This window comes from Pseudomonas sivasensis (assembly GCF_052938085.1).
On record NZ_CP176442.1, the window covers coordinates 2,947,955 to 2,962,827 of the forward strand.

23 protein-coding genes are annotated in these 14,873 nt (G+C 59.1%); 20 read left to right on the forward strand and 3 right to left on the reverse strand.

The features are described from left to right. The first annotated feature begins 33 nt into the window (after window positions 1–33). From ACKZ62_RS13565 to ACKZ62_RS13615, 11 genes are all read left to right on the forward strand, one after another. A complete protein-coding gene (locus ACKZ62_RS13565) occupies window positions 34–1,011 on the forward strand; it encodes an SIR2 family protein (RefSeq protein WP_122753983.1) in 978 nt (325 codons plus the stop codon). Beyond that, window positions 998–1,795: a hypothetical protein gene (locus ACKZ62_RS13570; protein WP_122753982.1), complete on the forward strand. Its 798-nt coding sequence runs from the start codon at window positions 998–1,000 to the stop codon at window positions 1,793–1,795. The genes ACKZ62_RS13565 and ACKZ62_RS13570 overlap by 14 nt, the downstream gene beginning before the upstream one ends. Then, the gene (locus ACKZ62_RS13575; protein ID WP_122681624.1) at window positions 1,792–2,307 is read left to right on the forward strand and encodes a hypothetical protein; all 516 of its coding nucleotides are present in this window, start codon (window positions 1,792–1,794) and stop codon (window positions 2,305–2,307) included. Before ACKZ62_RS13570 ends, ACKZ62_RS13575 begins: the two co-directional genes overlap by 4 nt. Next, a complete protein-coding gene (locus ACKZ62_RS13580; RefSeq protein WP_447096844.1) occupies window positions 2,304–2,918 on the forward strand; it encodes a recombination protein NinG in 615 nt (204 codons plus the stop codon). The genes ACKZ62_RS13575 and ACKZ62_RS13580 overlap by 4 nt, the downstream gene beginning before the upstream one ends. Further along, complete coding sequence (locus ACKZ62_RS13585) at window positions 2,915–3,592, forward strand: bacteriophage antitermination protein Q (protein ID WP_447096845.1); 678 nt, start codon at window positions 2,915–2,917, stop codon at window positions 3,590–3,592. The genes ACKZ62_RS13580 and ACKZ62_RS13585 overlap by 4 nt, the downstream gene beginning before the upstream one ends. Before the next feature lie 155 nt (window positions 3,593–3,747). Beyond that, window positions 3,748–4,017: a hypothetical protein gene (locus tag ACKZ62_RS13590; RefSeq protein WP_447096846.1), complete on the forward strand. Its 270-nt coding sequence runs from the start codon at window positions 3,748–3,750 to the stop codon at window positions 4,015–4,017. Between the two features lie 163 nt (window positions 4,018–4,180). Then, entirely contained in the window at window positions 4,181–4,519 is a 339-nt protein-coding gene (locus ACKZ62_RS13595; protein ID WP_003175039.1) for a hypothetical protein, read from the forward strand. Beyond that, entirely contained in the window at window positions 4,516–4,860 is a 345-nt protein-coding gene (locus tag ACKZ62_RS13600; protein ID WP_447096847.1) for a hypothetical protein, read from the forward strand. Before ACKZ62_RS13595 ends, ACKZ62_RS13600 begins: the two co-directional genes overlap by 4 nt. Before the next feature lie 163 nt (window positions 4,861–5,023). Beyond that, window positions 5,024–5,233: a hypothetical protein gene (locus ACKZ62_RS13605; protein WP_269133011.1), complete on the forward strand. Its 210-nt coding sequence runs from the start codon at window positions 5,024–5,026 to the stop codon at window positions 5,231–5,233. Then, window positions 5,230–5,421, forward strand: a complete 192-nt coding sequence (locus ACKZ62_RS13610) for a hypothetical protein (protein ID WP_447096848.1) — start codon at window positions 5,230–5,232, stop codon at window positions 5,419–5,421. The genes ACKZ62_RS13605 and ACKZ62_RS13610 overlap by 4 nt, the downstream gene beginning before the upstream one ends. After that, window positions 5,418–5,672, forward strand: a complete 255-nt coding sequence (locus tag ACKZ62_RS13615; RefSeq protein ID WP_447096849.1) for a hypothetical protein — start codon at window positions 5,418–5,420, stop codon at window positions 5,670–5,672. The genes ACKZ62_RS13610 and ACKZ62_RS13615 overlap by 4 nt, the downstream gene beginning before the upstream one ends. Window positions 5,673–5,703: 31 nt before the next feature. Here ACKZ62_RS13615 and ACKZ62_RS13620 read toward each other — a convergent pair whose 3' ends face one another. Continuing rightward, window positions 5,704–5,913, reverse strand: coding sequence for a hypothetical protein (locus ACKZ62_RS13620; RefSeq protein WP_447096850.1), 210 nt, complete (start codon window positions 5,911–5,913; stop codon window positions 5,704–5,706). A gap of 84 nt (window positions 5,914–5,997) precedes the next feature. Between ACKZ62_RS13620 and ACKZ62_RS13625 the strand changes: the two genes are divergently transcribed. From ACKZ62_RS13625 to ACKZ62_RS13640, 4 genes are read left to right on the forward strand one after another with little or no spacing between them, the layout of a single operon-like run. Continuing rightward, entirely contained in the window at window positions 5,998–6,597 is a 600-nt protein-coding gene (locus tag ACKZ62_RS13625; RefSeq protein ID WP_099601572.1) for a hypothetical protein, read from the forward strand. Window position 6,598: 1 nt separating this feature from the next. After that, a complete protein-coding gene (locus ACKZ62_RS13630) occupies window positions 6,599–8,086 on the forward strand; it encodes a terminase (protein ID WP_447096851.1) in 1,488 nt (495 codons plus the stop codon). Next, window positions 8,086–9,546, forward strand: a complete 1,461-nt coding sequence (locus ACKZ62_RS13635; RefSeq protein WP_447096852.1) for a DUF4055 domain-containing protein — start codon at window positions 8,086–8,088, stop codon at window positions 9,544–9,546. Before ACKZ62_RS13630 ends, ACKZ62_RS13635 begins: the two co-directional genes overlap by 1 nt. Beyond that, window positions 9,521–10,612: a minor capsid protein gene (locus tag ACKZ62_RS13640; protein ID WP_447096853.1), complete on the forward strand. Its 1,092-nt coding sequence runs from the start codon at window positions 9,521–9,523 to the stop codon at window positions 10,610–10,612. The genes ACKZ62_RS13635 and ACKZ62_RS13640 overlap by 26 nt, the downstream gene beginning before the upstream one ends. On the opposite strand, the gene ACKZ62_RS13645 is transcribed toward ACKZ62_RS13640, so the two are convergent. Continuing rightward, the gene (locus ACKZ62_RS13645) at window positions 10,609–11,208 is read right to left on the reverse strand and encodes a hypothetical protein (RefSeq protein WP_447096854.1); all 600 of its coding nucleotides are present in this window, start codon (window positions 11,206–11,208) and stop codon (window positions 10,609–10,611) included. The genes ACKZ62_RS13640 and ACKZ62_RS13645 overlap by 4 nt on opposite strands. A 117-nt stretch (window positions 11,209–11,325) precedes the next feature. Between ACKZ62_RS13645 and ACKZ62_RS13650 the strand changes: the two genes are divergently transcribed. From ACKZ62_RS13650 to ACKZ62_RS13665, 4 genes are read left to right on the forward strand one after another with little or no spacing between them, the layout of a single operon-like run. Beyond that, window positions 11,326–12,033 (forward strand): hypothetical protein, encoded by a 708-nt coding sequence (locus ACKZ62_RS13650; protein ID WP_447096855.1) that lies wholly within the window; start codon window positions 11,326–11,328, stop codon window positions 12,031–12,033. Between the two features lie 11 nt (window positions 12,034–12,044). Beyond that, window positions 12,045–13,013 (forward strand): major capsid protein, encoded by a 969-nt coding sequence (locus ACKZ62_RS13655; RefSeq protein WP_008431834.1) that lies wholly within the window; start codon window positions 12,045–12,047, stop codon window positions 13,011–13,013. 49 nt (window positions 13,014–13,062) lie between these two features. Then, complete coding sequence (locus tag ACKZ62_RS13660) at window positions 13,063–13,638, forward strand: hypothetical protein (protein WP_447096856.1); 576 nt, start codon at window positions 13,063–13,065, stop codon at window positions 13,636–13,638. Window positions 13,639–13,697: 59 nt separating this feature from the next. Then, window positions 13,698–14,201: a DnaT-like ssDNA-binding protein gene (locus ACKZ62_RS13665; RefSeq protein WP_447096857.1), complete on the forward strand. Its 504-nt coding sequence runs from the start codon at window positions 13,698–13,700 to the stop codon at window positions 14,199–14,201. On the opposite strand, the gene ACKZ62_RS13670 is transcribed toward ACKZ62_RS13665, so the two are convergent. Then, a complete protein-coding gene (locus ACKZ62_RS13670; RefSeq protein WP_447096858.1) occupies window positions 14,198–14,443 on the reverse strand; it encodes a hypothetical protein in 246 nt (81 codons plus the stop codon). The two genes, ACKZ62_RS13665 and ACKZ62_RS13670, sit on opposite strands and share 4 nt — an antisense overlap. A 52-nt stretch (window positions 14,444–14,495) precedes the next feature. Between ACKZ62_RS13670 and ACKZ62_RS13675 the strand changes: the two genes are divergently transcribed. Further along, on the forward strand, window positions 14,496–14,864 hold the full coding sequence (locus ACKZ62_RS13675; protein WP_447096859.1) for a hypothetical protein: 369 nt from the start codon (window positions 14,496–14,498) through the stop codon (window positions 14,862–14,864). The last annotated feature ends 9 nt before the right edge of the window (window positions 14,865–14,873 follow it).

Sequence of the window (14,873 nt, forward strand, 5' to 3'; positions counted from 1 at the left end):
TTTGCTCGTATATCTTTTTCCCGGCGGTCTGACATGCAATACACCGTCACGATTAACCAGGTGAAGGCGCTGGAGTGGGGGCTGAATTCTCAACAGGCCCTGCTGTTCGCCTTCGTCTACGGCTGCCCGAGCTGGACCAAGCCAATCAAGACCGATGACGGGATCTTCTTCGCGCTCAGCAAGGCCAAAATCATTGAGGAACTGCCGCTTCTCACTGATAAGCCGGACACCGCTTACCGCATGCTGAAGGCCCTGGAAGAGGCCGGTTTGATTGAGCTTTCCTGCACTTCGAACATCACGCTTTTTCGTCTCACCGAGAAGGCCGTCGAGTGGAACCAAAAGCTTGATGGGTCGGAAAAATATCCGACCCCGCCAAAAAACAAAGGTCGGAAAAATATCCGATCTACCTCGGATAAATCTCCGAGCAAGGTCGGAAAAAAATCCGAGCAAGGGTCGGATAAATCTCCGACAAATCAGGATACCAATCATCAGGGTACCAGTCAGGACACCAGTCAGGACTTGCAGGACGCTACCGGCAAGCCGGCTCAGTCCCGCGGCTTGGTGCTGGTGGTTGATCGTACCGACGCTCCACGGGTTGAGATTCCCGCCGATATGCCGGGGCCCAAGGACCAGACCTGCAAAACCTTCAAGGTGTGGGCGAACTACGCCATGGCATACCGCAAACGCTACAGCGCCTGGCCGGTGTGGAACGCCAAGGTCGGTGGCCAGCTAGGCCAACTCGTCGACCGCCTCGGCGCCGATGTTGCCCACCACGTCGCGGCCCACTTCCTGAAAACCAGCGATGCCGCCGTCCTGCGCAAGTGCCATAGCCTGAACGAGCTGCTGGCCAACGCCGAGAGCTACCACACCCAGTGGGTTACCGGGCAGCGTGTCAACGGCACAACCGCCCGCCAGATGGAAAGGACCGAGGCAAACCTCTCCGCAGCCGAGCAGGCAGCCCAGATTGTTCTGGCCAAACGCCAAGCAGGTGACCGCAATGAATACCTCTGAAATGAACGACCAACAGGTCGCCGGTCTTGCCGCCGCCATATGCGCGACGGCCGAGGCCATGGGCCAGGAAATGAACCCTGGTACCGCCGCTATGATGGCCGAAGACCTTTGTGCTTACCCGGTGCCAGTCGTCAAAGCCGCGCTGAAGGCTTGCCGTTTCGAAGTGAAGGGCAAGCTGGCGATGGCTGACATCCTGCAGCGTGTCCAGACCTCCGACGGCCGCCCTGGGAAGGATGAGGCCTGGGCCATCGCCATGACCACCAACGATGAATTTGAAACCGTGGTGCTGACCGACGAGATCCAGCTGGCCCTGGCCGCTGCGAAACCCATCTTGGATGGCGGCGACAAAATCGGCGCGCGCATGGCGTTCATCGACGCCTACCAGCGGTTTGTGAGCCAAGCCCGCGAGGACGCGAAGCCGGTCAACTGGCATGTGTCCGTAGGCTTCGACGCCAACCGCCGTATCCAGGCTGTGACCAAGGCGATGGAGCTGAAACGCATTCCTCGTGAGCACGGCCAGAAGTACCTGGCAGACCTTAGCGCCGAGCCCATTACCGAGGGCGGACGTGCTATCGCCGGCCTGCTCACTGGCAACGTTACCCGGCCAGAGCCGGCCATTCGCCAGAAGCTGGAGCTGGTGAAGAGCTCGATGATGGAAATGCGGAAGGCCAGTGCTGAGCGGAAAACTGAAATGCGGATTGATGCGGCAAATGAGTTGGCGGATCGCCGGGCGCTACTGATCAAGCAGGCCCAGGAACTGGAAGCGAAGAGGGCAGCACAATGACCAAGTCAGCGAAGCCGCGCCCAATGCCCGTTTACCTGGTTCTGCGCCGCCTGGTAGATCCCGCCACCGGCAAGGAGGTCGCCGCGTTCGTGCCGTCCTCCGATGCTGACCGTTCGATCCTTCGCGAGCGAGATTTCCGGATCAATACGAAGATCCGCGCCGACCTCAAGCAGCCGCGCAACCCGCGGTTCAACGGCTTGGTTCACGGCCTGGGCCGGGTGCTGAGTCAGAACATTGACCGGTTCTCCGGCAAGCAGTCCCACGACGCAATCAAGGCCCTGCAGCTGGAGTCGGGCGTGTACTGCGACGAGGAGCTGTTCGACATTCCAGGTCTGGGCCAGCTCACCCGCAAGACACCCCGAAGCCTTTCCTACGACTCGATGGGGGAGGAGACATTCCAAGACTTCTGGCGTCAGTGCTGCGCGTACTTGGTGCTGCGCGACTGGCCAACCCTCACGGAAGAGCGACTGACCGAGATGGCCGAGTTCGAAGCATTCAAGGAGGCAGCATGAAGCGCACCCCACTACAGCGAAAAACCCCACTTCAATCCGGTCTACCGCGGCGCAAGCGCTGCCCAGAGTGCCGAGTAATGTTCACGCGCTCCAGAGAATCGCAGGCTGTGTGCGGCGAGATCGAGTGCGCGATCGCACACGGGCAGTCGGAGAAGGGCCGGGCGATAGCCGGCAAGGCCCTCGCCGAAGTAGGGCGCCGCGACATCAAGGTTCGCAAGGAGAAGCTGAAGAGCAGGGCGGATCACCTCAAGGACACGCAGCAGGCTTTCAACGCCTGGGTCCGCGCCCGTGACGCAGCGCTTCCATGCGTCAGCTGCGGCCGCCACCACCAGGGTAAGTACGACGCAGGCCACTACCGCACCGTGGGGAGCAATCCGGCCTTGCGCTTCGAGCCGATGAACTGCCACCGCCAGTGTTCGCCGTGCAACACCCGGCTCTCCGGAAACATCGTGAACTACCGCATCGAGTTGGTGAAGCGTATCGGCGCCGCGGCTCTCGAGTGGCTGGAAGGCCCTCATGAGGCCAAGAAGTACGCCGTGGATGAGTTGAAGGCGATGACCGCCGACTACCGGGCAAAGACCAAAGAACTGAAAAAGGGGCTCGCAGCATGAAGCTGATCAACGCAAGGCAGGTATGGACCGAGGCACAGCACGAATCGAACGCGTCGATCAGCGCTGTGGCCATCGATAAGGCCCAGTCAGCACCGATCAAGAAGGGGCAGCGAATGCGCCGCGCCGAGGCTGTGTTCGCTGCGCTGGGGGACGACAAGGAAGAGCGCATTCAGGTTGTGCGCCAGAAGATCAGCATCAGCGAGACCCGCAGTACGCCCGCCGGCCGCTCTACCGCCCGGGCAGCTCACTTGGCCACGATCGGCAAGGTGCTGCGGGCCATCGACACGCTTCCTTTCCAGGTGCAGCAGTTCGGGCACTACCTGTACCACCCGGCGATGAACATGAAGCACCTGTTGAACGCGGTGCTGCTGATCACCGCCAAAGCGGCGCTGCCCGACCTGACATCGGCCAAGCGCGTGAAGGCGCAGTACCTGGTTACCCTTGCGCTGCAATCTTACAAGGGGGAGGTCGCCGGATCGGCAGAGTGGGGGCCTGCCCGTGTTGCCGCTGAGATGCTGACATTCTTCGGCGTCACCATCGACCCGAAGAACTGGACGCGTGATTGGCTCGACCTGTGGGAGTCCCTGAAAGAAGTGATAAAAGAAGTGGATATTCAGGCTCAACAACCACTATGGCAGTTGATCCACGCGGAAAAAGATCAAGAAGCGGCATAATAATATTGACATGACGGGGTTTTGCGCGTACTTTTCCCATAGTGCACAAGTAACGCGAAACGCACACGAAACCCTGAACCCGGCCGAGCGCCGGGTTTTTGCATTCTGGTTTCAACTGAAGCATTCTTTGAGCTCAATGGAACGAGACGTATCAGATGAATCAGGAAATTGCACTCGAAGTAATAACGTTGCTTGACGTTGTAAAGAAGCGGCTGGACAGCGAGAGTCCAGAGGGGATTCAAGTAGGCCTGCCTCTGTTTTCGAATAACTTATCGCCGAAGGATTTAGAGCAAATACGAGCCGATTTACAGGCGAAGCTGAAGGCGGAGGCGGCGGTAGACGGTTTCGAACCTTTGGTTGCACTCGGCCGTCCTCAAGACGAGAACGAGGCGGGTAGCTTGATCGTGACTTTTCAAAAGCTCTGACCTGAAACTCCCCTGGCTGGGGATACAATCCGGCCATTTCGCTATTTTGAGCCTCGGCATTCGCCGGGGCTTTTTCATTTTCGGCCCCGCCACACCCTTCGCTCTAAGCAGGGAGTGCCGCCGGGGCTGACCTATTTCAAACATGCCCCACGGAGTCGAGCGCATGGAGTATCTACAGCGCCTGCTCGACAAGATCGACAGGTTCGAATTGTTGATTGCGGGCCTCATTGGGGCCGTTGTTGCCAGCTGGTGGCACAAGGATGACTTGTCCGACTGGCGCGCCTGGATGGTGTTCTTGGTCACCGGCGTTGCCTGCTCTCTGTACCTGACGAGCATGGTGAGCGCCTACCTGAATGTCACTGAGCCGAAGATCGTCGCCGGGATTGGTTTTCTCCTGGGCACGTTCGGAGGTTCGCTCCTAGCAGCGATCAACCGAGCCATCAAAGCCGCTGACCTCTGGGCGCTTATTCGCCAGCGGTTCGGGGGAGGCAATCCACCATGAATCTTGAACTGATCAACTCCATCGCCTGCGGCCTTATCGCGCTGTGGGCCACCTGGTGCGTTCTGAGCGGTAAGGTGAGGGACGGCATTCTTGGGAAGCTGATCTACACCACGATCGCCATCACCGGCTTCGTCGTGTCGGTGCGCAGCCAGAACATCTTCTTCGGCCCGACCACTGCTGGCCTGACACTGCATGTCGCCCTGGCCCTTGCCGGTGCCCGGCACATCTTCATGGTCACGTACTGGCAGCCGGTCAAAGCCTGGCTTTGCCGAGCGCTCAACTGCGAACACTGCATGAGCTGCCCGAAGGCGCCCGAAGGTATAGAGCGCCGGAAGCAGTAATCCGCGCCACGTTTTCGTAACTCGCAAAATTGTGGCGCGGAATGCGCCGAGGGCATCGCCATGGCTTCGAATACCAATTCCTCCAAGACTGTCACCCTGTTGGGCGGGATCGCGCTTGTGATCATCCTCCTGGCAGTGGCGGCCTTCAGCTTCGTGTGACGCCATGAAAGTAATCGTAACCAAGCTCTTGGGGTCGGCTGAGGTCGAGTTCCTGCGTGAAGGTGTGGTCGTTCACCGTGAACGCTTTACCGGCAAGACAGATTCCGAATACCGCCGCACGATCGCCACAAAGGAGCCGTTCGACAGCCACCGCTGCAGGTTTGTGACGGCAACGCCTGCTGATCGCGCATTCCAGTACGAGGTTGCACCGTGAGCAAAGTGACTCGCCTGCGGCACGTACTGCCGATGAGCCCGGACATCAACGCTGCGGTAGGCGCTCTCGACAAGGCCATTGCTGATGCCGTGGACGCCGCCAAGGCTGCCGGGTTGCCCCAGGGCCTGGTCGTTGGATTGCTCCACGGCCACGCCCATGCACAAACCCATCAGATGGTGACCGAATGACCGTCAAGGTTCTTGAGTTCAAGCGGGAAGACTGGCGCGATGCTGCCAAGACCCTGCGCAAGATCGCCGACGACCTGGACGCGGGTGAGCATCCTGAATGCACCGTAGGCGCCTTGACGCTGATCGGCGCGAAGGGGGAGGTCACGGTGTTCGGCCTCGGCCCTAAGTGCGACGACTTGCAATGCTTGGGCGCCATGCGCTTGGGTGAGCAGAAGCTGATTGATGTGCTGCTGGACGGCGGGGCGGGGTAGGTGTGCCGCAGGTGAGTGCGGCACGGGTGCATCACTCTCCCGTGGCAAGAGCAGCTTGGATCTTGTCGGCGTACTGCGACAGTTTGCTCAGCTCAGTCTCAAGACTAGTCCCCGTGGGTAAGGTGCCGATACGGCTTTGAATCAATTCCAAGGCTGCACCAACGGCAAGAGCACGTTGCGCTGCGGGGATCAATTGACGGTAGGAGTTTTCACCAACTTTCGAGATCGCTTCGATAGACATCTTCTTTCCTTAAACGGTTGATTGGGTGCTACCCCATTACTAATGGAGTCACGTGTTCGACCATTCAAGTGCCAGAGCCAAAATATGACAACCAAGCAACCCGACTGGGAGGCAATCGAACGCGCCTACCGGGCAGGTTCGCTTTCCATCAGGACTATCGCAGAGCGCCAAGGCGTGAGCGACACCGCGATACGGAAGAAAGCCAAGGTTCAAGGATGGGCGAGAGACCTTTCCGACCAGGTGCGCAAAGAGGTTCGCAGCAAGCTGGTTCGCGGAGAGGTTCGCAACGACCAAGGCGCGAACTGCGAACTTGATGCCGAGATCATCGAAGAGGCCGCAGAAGAAGGGGCGCGGGTGGTTCGCAGTCACCGTCGGGACATTCGCAAGGCCACGAACCTTGCGAACCTGCTGATGGATGACTTGCTCAATACCATCCAGCGCCGCGAAGAGATCGAAAACGCGATCATCGACGAGACTGACGAGGACAATAACGGCATGCGCCGGGCCTCGATGCTCGCTGCTGTCGCGCTACCCAGCAATTCCAAAACCCTGTTCCAGCTTTCCTCTGCAATGAAGAACCTGCAAGTTCTGGAGCGTCAGGCATTCAGCCTGGACGAGAAGGAGAAGACGGACGACGCCGACGAGATCTCGAAGATGATGGATGAATTAACACAGGACGCCTGACATGAAGCCCGAGCACATGAAGCTGCTTCGGGATCGGTTCTGGCGACTGAATAACCTCTACTTCATCACCGACAAGCAGGGTAAGAAGGTTCGCTTCCGCATGACGCAGGAGCAGATCGATTACTTCCAGGGGATGCATACCCGGAACATCATCCTGAAAGCTCGCCAGCTGGGCTTTACGACGCTGGTGTGCATCGTCCAGTTGGATGCAGCGTTGTTCGAGGCTGCCAAGTGCGCCTTGATCGCTCACACACTGAACGACGCGAAGCGCCTGTTTCGTGAAAAGGTCAAGTACGCCTACGACAACTTGCCGAAGGAGCTGCGCGCTGCCAACCCGGCGAGAAACGACGCTGCCGGCGAACTGGTGTTCAGCAAGGGCGGCTCGCTTTATGTCTCCACCTCGTTCCGGGGCGGCACGCTGCGCTACCTGCACGTATCCGAGTTCGGGAAGATCTGCGCCAAGTTCCCGCATAAGGCGCGGGAGATCGTCACCGGTGCTTTCGAGGCTGTCGCTGCTGAGTGTTTCGTCACCATTGAGTCAACGGCAGAGGGTCGAGCCGGCTATTTCTTTGATTACAGCCAGTCAGCAGAGCGCCAGCAACTGGCCGGGGTGCCACTGGGCCTGCTGGACTGGAAGTTCTTTTTCTTCAGTTGGTGGAATAACAAGGCCTACAGCCTCGAGTCTGCTGACGTAGTGCTGCCCCAGCGCCTGACCGACTACTTCAACGAACTGCGCGCCAAGCACGGGATCGTCACCAATGACGGCCAGCGCGCCTGGTATGCGGCCAAGGAGAAGACGCTCGGCGACGACATGAAGCGGGAGTACCCCTCAATCCCGGTTGAGGCCTTCCAGCAGTCGGTCGAGGGCGCCTATTACGCCCAGCAGTTCACCAAGCTGTATGCCGCTCAGCGCATCGGCACTCTGCCCGACAACAGCCACCTGCCGGTGATGACCATTTGGGACATCGGCGTGAGCGACTCCACCGCCATTTGGTTCGTGCGCCAGGTTGGCGAGCAGTACCACATCATCGATTACTACGAGAACTCAGGCGAAGGCCTGCGGCATTACATGAAGGTGCTCAAGGACAAGGGTTACACCTATTCCGAGCACTGGGGGCCGCATGACATCGAGAACCGTGAGTTCGGCAGTGATGCGAAGACGCGCAAGGACATAGCCCGAGAGGGTTACGAGATCGATGGCCAGGTTTACCGGATGACGTTTCAGGTTGTTCCGAAGATCGGGGTAGACGACGGCATCGAGCAGGCCCGAGAAATTCTGTCCAAGTGCGCCTTCGACGAATCCAAGTGCGAAGAGGGCATTGCCTGCCTCGAGAACTACCGCAAGGAATGGGACGACAAGAAGGGCTGCTGGAAAGACAAACCACTTCACGACTGGACGTCTCACGGCTCCGATGCATTCCGGTACTTCGCTGTCGCCAAGAGCGCGAAGAAGCCGGTCAAATCAATCAAAATGGGATTCGCACGCTAATGGCAGACGTCACATACACCCGCCCGGAATACGACGCGGCACAGTCCCGTTGGCGGCTGGTGCGCGACGTGTGCAAGGGCTCCGAGACGGTCAAGGGGCGCGGCGATGTGTATTTGCCCAAGCCCAACCATCACGACACCAGTCCCGAGAACATTGAGCGGTACAAGTCGTACAAGCAGCGTGCAGTGTTCTATAACGCCACCGGGCGCACGAAGCACAGCTTGGTAGGTGCCGTGTTCCGCACCTGGCCAACGCTGACTGTCCCTGGTGCACTTGATTACGTGGCCACGGACATTGACGGGCAGGGCGTGAGCGTTTACCAGCAGTCGCAGTCTGTCATCGGGCATCTGCTTGAGGTTGGTCGGCACGGTTTGCTGGTGGACTACGCAGCCGTGCAGGCCGGTACGGTGAGCAAGGCAGACGAGCAGGCTGGGCGCGCTCGCGCGAGTGTTGCGAGCTACCCAGCCGAGTCGATAAGGAATTGGAAGACCCGTAAGGTCGGTGGTCAGCATCTGCTGAGCCTGGTTGTGCTTCAGGAATCCGTGGATGTCGACACCGATGATGGCTTCGGTAGCGAAAAGGCTACCCAATACCGAGTGTTACGACTGGATGAGGCCGGCGTCTACACCCAGGAGGTGTGGGAGGAGGGGGCAAGCCAGACGGCTATGATTATCCCGCCATTCACCCCCCTGAATGGCGCTGGCCAGCCTTGGCGGATCATCCCGTTCCACTTCCTTGGCAGCGAAAACAACGACACCAGCATCGACGACGCGCCGCTGTACGACATGGCAGTGCTGAACATTGGTCACTACTGCAACAGCGCGGACTATGAGGACTCTGTCTGGTTCTCTGGTCAGCCGCAGTTCTGGATCTCCGGCCTGGACGAGGCCTGGCGCGACCACCTTGAAGCCAATGGCATCTATGTTGGCTCCAGGGCGCCGCTGACGCTCCCTGCCAACGGATCGTGCGGGTTTGCTCAGCCTGAGCCGAATACGCTTGTGAAAGAGGCTATGGACGCCAAGAAGCAGGACATGGTGTCCCTTGGCGCCAGGCTGATCGAGCGTGGCAGTGCAGTGAAAACCGCAACCCAGGCCGACAACGACAGCGCCGCCGAACACAGCGTTCTCTCCCTGGTGGTGAGCAACGTCAGTGAGGCGTACAGCCAGTGCCTGGCCTGGATGGCCGAGTTCGTGAACGACACCGGCGAGGTGGTCTACAAGCTCAACCAAGACTTCAGCCAGATCACTCTGGACGCAACGATCCTTGCGGCGCTGTTCAATGCCGTGCAGGGCGGCAAGCTGCCCGAAGGCGACTTCTGGCAGTACCTGCGCGATCGCGGCGTGATCAACCCGGAGAAGACGGACGACGAAATCCGGGGCGAACTGGAAGCGCAAAGCACTGGGCCTGACCTGGATGACGACGAGGTAATTCCGAATGGCGGCAAACCAAGCAATCCTTGACGCCACCATACGGCATGCGGTGTTCCTGGAGCAGCTGAAGTCGGGGGAGGTGGCGAAGTTTGCACCGTTCCTCAAAGAGATCGACCGCTCGATTCGTGAGCGGCTGACCCGGGCAGACCTGACGGATTACACCGTTGCACGCCTGGAACGGCTGCTGAGCGAGGTTGATAGCCTGTTGCTAGGCATCTTCGACCGGTACAGCGAGAAGCTGAACCTCGACTTGGTGGACATCGCCAACTACGAGGCCGAGTTTGAAGCGACCAGTTTGACCCGGGCGGCACCGGTGGGCGTCACCTTCGACGCGGCGGTGCCGGGTGCTGCGGCAATCAGGGCGGCAATCCTCACTAATCCGCTCAGCGTGCGCGGTGCCGACGGCGGGAAGCTGCTCAAGTCGTTCATTGATGGATTTACTGCCACCGAGCGGCAACGCCTCACAGGCGCGATCAGGCAGGGCTTCTTCGAAGGCCAAACAAACTTCCAGATCATTAAGAACATTCGCGGCACCAAGGCCCTCCAGTACAACGACGGCATCCTGGCCACGACGAACCGCAACGCCGGCGCCATAGTGCGGACAGCCGTGCAGCACGTCGCCACCCAGGCGCGCATGGAGACACTGAAGGAAAACAGCGACGTCGTGCAGTCGGTGGAGTGGGTCAGCACCCTGGATTCGAAGACCACCAGCCAATGCCGGACGCTGGATAAGCAACGGTTCAAGCTGACTGAAGGGCCGAGGCCTCCGATTCACATTAATTGCCGTTCGACGGTGGTGGCGGTGACGCGCTTCAGCGCCTTGTTCGCCAAGGACGCTACGAGGGCTTCTATCGGTGAGGGTGGCGCCCAGCAGGTGAGGGCAGATCTCAGCTATTACGACTGGCTCAAGCAGCAGCCGGCGGCGTTTCAGGACAAGGCCATCGGTCCGGTCCGCGCCAAGCTATTCCGCGAAGGAGGTCTGAGCATCGAGAGGTTCTCCGAGCTGCAGCTTGATCGAAACTTTTCACCGCTGACACTTGCTCAAATGAAGGCAATTGAGCCCCTTGCGTTTGACCGCGCGGGGCTAACACCTTAGCGGTATGTCGCTTGGCCGTGCCAAAAATACGTGGGTATTGGGTTCTGGACCGCAGGCTTGCCGACAAGGTAAGCGCGGCCCGCTTCCACGTTGAAGTCAAGAGCATTCACGGGGCGGTAGAAATCAAATTTCCGCTTCGTCTTTGTGAAAATGCCAGTTTTAGCGAGGGCGTCAACCACCGCCGTTGTGGCCTGCATCGTGTTGCGATAAGGCGAGTCTTTGGACAGGAAGAAGCGGCGGATCAGCGGATCCAACCCACCGGAAAACTGGCTGTCGAAGCGCTCAAGGGCCTGGGTGCGAGCGTTGACGGGCAAGCTGTCACGATAAAGCTCAAAATTTTCTGCTCTGTCGTCGTCGGCTCCGAGCGCCACTGTTGCCTGACGCAAGCAGTAATCGACTAGACGCACTAGGTCAATATGTTCGCCATCAGCTTCAGGTAGCTCGATGTAGCGGTCGTCTTTCAGGAGCGGGGTTGGCAGTGTTTCTGCCATCGGATGGTTGGTCATAAGATCCTCGTAAAGGTGGTAAGGAAGGACGGCGAATTTAGGCCGGCCTTTCTCGTCATTGATGAATTGTACGTTTTGGTTCAGGGTCATTTTTTTTCCTCAATTTCATTTCCCAAATGAAATATATGAAATAAATGATTCGCCTGCAACCTTTGTTTTGTTCTTTCTGCAGGCAGGGCCTGCACCTACGTCTCTGGGAGACAACCAATGCTGAAATTCCAACTGGATACCCTGGAAGGGGTAGATGAAGCCGTGCGCGCTCTTTACACCGAGAAGGACGGCAAGTTCGTACTCGGGATTGAAGGTCTGCCGCAACCAGAAGACGTATCCGGCCTGAAGGCCAAGGTTGATGAGCTGCTCGGCGAGAAGAAATTAGCCGAGAAGAAAGCACGCGAGGCAGAAGAGTTGGCCCGCACCGAGCGTGAAGAAGCCGCTCGCAAATCCGGCAACGTCGAAGAGCTCGAAAAGTCCTGGTCTGAAAAATTCAACCGCCGCGAAGCTGAGCTGAACGGCTTGCTGGAACAGGAGCGTGGAACGCTGAGCACTCAGATCCGGGATCTGACCGTTGGCCGTACCGCTACTGACATCGCGTCCGCTCTGGCAATCCCAGGCAGCGCCAAAGCCCTGTTGCCGCACATCGAACGCCGTCTGAGCGTCGAGCAGCGCGACGGGAAGCCTGTTGTGGTCGTCCTTGACCAGCAGGGCAAGCTCTCGGCGGCAACGCTGGATGAGCTGAAAGCAGAATTCGCAAACGACACGGCCTTCGCGCCGTTGATCGCGGGTAGCAAAGCATCTGGCGGCGGGGCTGCTGGTGCTGGAGGTGGCGGCGGGGCCGCAAAAGGAAAAATCGGCGGCACCAAAGAGGAACGACAGGCCGCGATCGCGAGCCGGTTCCCGGATCTCCCACAATCGTAAGGAAATAACTCATGTCCCTGTCGCAAATGCAGGTTTTCAACGAATACATCATGCCGGCGACTCTCGAGACGCTGGATCAGTATCTCGCCGCTTTCAACGCCGCCAGCCGCGGTGCAATCGTGCTGTCCCCGGACGGCTTCACTGGTGACTTCCTTCAGGAGTCGTTCTTCCAGACCCTGGCCGCCGCCCAGCGCCGCGTGGATCGCTACAGCGCCAACGCCGCCGTCGCTGCCACCGACCTGACCGAACTGAAGAACACTTCGGTGAAAGTCGCCGGCGGCTTCGGTCCGATCCGCTACGAGCCGTCGCAGATGACCTGGCTGGAGCGTCCAACCGCACAAGGCATCGAAGTCGCCAGCCGCGCGTTCGCTGAAATCCTGCTCAAGGACCAACTGAACACTGCGATCGCCGCCCTGGTTGCTGCAATTACCGCCCAGGCCGCCGCGGTCAACGATGTGTCGGCTACCGCTGGCATCACCTACGCAGGCCTGAACAACGCTCACGCGAAGTTCGGCGACGCAAGCCAGAACCTGGTAACCCAGGTGATGCAGGGCACCAGCTACCACAAGCTGGTAGGTCAGAACCTGGCGAACCAGCAGCAGCTGTTTCAGGCGGGCAACGTCCGCGTGGTGGACATCCTCGGGAAGATCTCCGTTGTGACGGATGCACCGGCGCTGATGCAGGCCGGCACCCCGAACAAGGAGATCATCCTGTCCCTGGTGCAAGGTGCTGCGCTGGTCCACGACGGCCGCGACATCATCAGCAACGTCCAGACCACCAACGGCAAGGAGCGTATCGAAACCACGCTCCAAACTGATTACACCTTCGGCCTGGGCCTGAAGGGTTACACCTGGGACACCACCACCGGCGGCAAGTCGCCAACCGACGCCGAACTGGCGACCGGTACCAACTGGGACAAGACCGCCACCAGCATCAAGCACACCGCCGGTGTGGCTCTGATCGGTGATGCCTCCAAGTAACCCTGACAGCTGAGTCGGGCCCAGCGCCCGGCTTGGCGAGGACACCATCATGAGCAACAAGAACATCTGGTATCTGCCTGGTCCATTCCACCAGTACCAGGAAGACGTGAAGGCGTTGGCCAAGGCAAATGGTCTCCGCATCGTCGACGCAAGCGTTACCGAAAGCCGTGAAGATGCCGCCGACGAAGTGCCTGACGTGACGGTCAAGGAAGTGCCGAAGGTGCTGCTGATCGATGGTGGCAACTCCAGCGTCAATATCGATGCCTTCCGTGCCGAACTCGAATCTGTCGGCCTGATCGTCGATTCATTCGCTGATCAGGCGCTGGTGCGCCCCGAAGGCGATCTTGGTCCGATCGCTGATCGCCTGTTTCAGGTGTTCGAGGCGGTAAATGCCGGCGTTGAAAGCCTCATCCGTGAGCGTGATGGCGAAGCTGAAAAGGTGAAGGTTCTGCAACTGCAGGTGGACGACCTTCTCCAGCAGGCCGCCAATGCTCGCCTGGACGATCCGGACGCGAAGGAAGTCGCTGACCTGAAGGCTAAGCTGGACGAAGCCAAGGTTCCATACCGGGCCAACGCCTCGAAAGAGTCCTTGGAAAAGCTCGTCGCTGATCTGCCCAAGGCCTGATAATGCTGGCTGCCGGTGACCCGGCGGCCAATCTTCAAACCATTCCAGCGAGTTAACGCATGACACTCATCATCGAGGACGGCACCGGCAAGCCTGACGCCGAAAGCTACGCGAGTACCGATGATCTGGCCCTGTATGCCGTGAAGTTCGGCGCAGTCATCCCGGCGGGTGTGACCGAGCAGGAAGCTCTGTTACGCCGGGCCGCGTTGGCGATGGATGGCAAGACCTGGAAAGGCCGCAAGATGAGCAGCTTGCAGGCCCTGGCCTGGCCGCGTCGGGGTATTGAGCTGGACTGCCAGATCAAGCCAGACAACTACCTGCCAGCGCGCATTCAGTACGGCCAGATGGCCCTGGCCGCCGAGATCCATCAGGACGATATCGACCCGGTGGAGAAGCGTAAGGGAGCAGTGCTACTTGATCGCGTTGAGGGTGCAGTAACGCGGCAGTATGCGGCGATCCCGTCCACCAGCAATCGGCTGTTGCCAGCGGCGCCGGATCGGCCGAGCGCAACCCAGTTTGCCGACTACTTGCAGAAGCGCGGGCTTTTCGCAGTGCGCGCTTAAAGCAGTTTGGCTTGAGCCAGCAGGTAGTTACGATCTAATGAAGATTTAGGAAGGTCTTTATGTGCATCTTTACGAGTTAGAAAACTGTCAACAAAGCTCGCCAGATCCGCAGGCAATTTGAGTTTTTCTCTTACCTGATCCGTTGTGATCGGTCCCCACAGATGCGTAGCTTGATTCGCCAAGGCACTGCGGGTGCTTTTATCAATGAGCTCTTGCGACGGAACGTATTTTGGATGGTTCATTCTGTGATTCTCCATGAAAATTATATCCAGTTTGCGGGGGGACGTTACCACTATGGCCTTCTATAACGAAATGGCCGTGATGGCTCTGGAGATGATCACAGAGTTCGGCCAGCCTGTGACTATTAGCAAGACTGAGCCGGGAGAGTACGACCCGGAGACAGGCGGCGAAGCTCCTGGCGTGCCCGTAGAGCAAGTCGCGCAAGGCATCCTGCTCGACTTCACCGGCCAAGAATTCCAGAACAACAGCCTCATTAAGCAGGGCGACAAGAAGCTCAAGATCGCTGCGCAGGGTTTGACCTGGATGCCGGGCCTGCTCGACAAAGTCGTGGCCCAGGGCCACACCTGGTCAATCGTGCCTCCGCTGAAAGAGATCAACCCGGCCGGCACGCCGATCCTGTATGAGCTGCAGGTGCGGTCGTGACGAACAAAT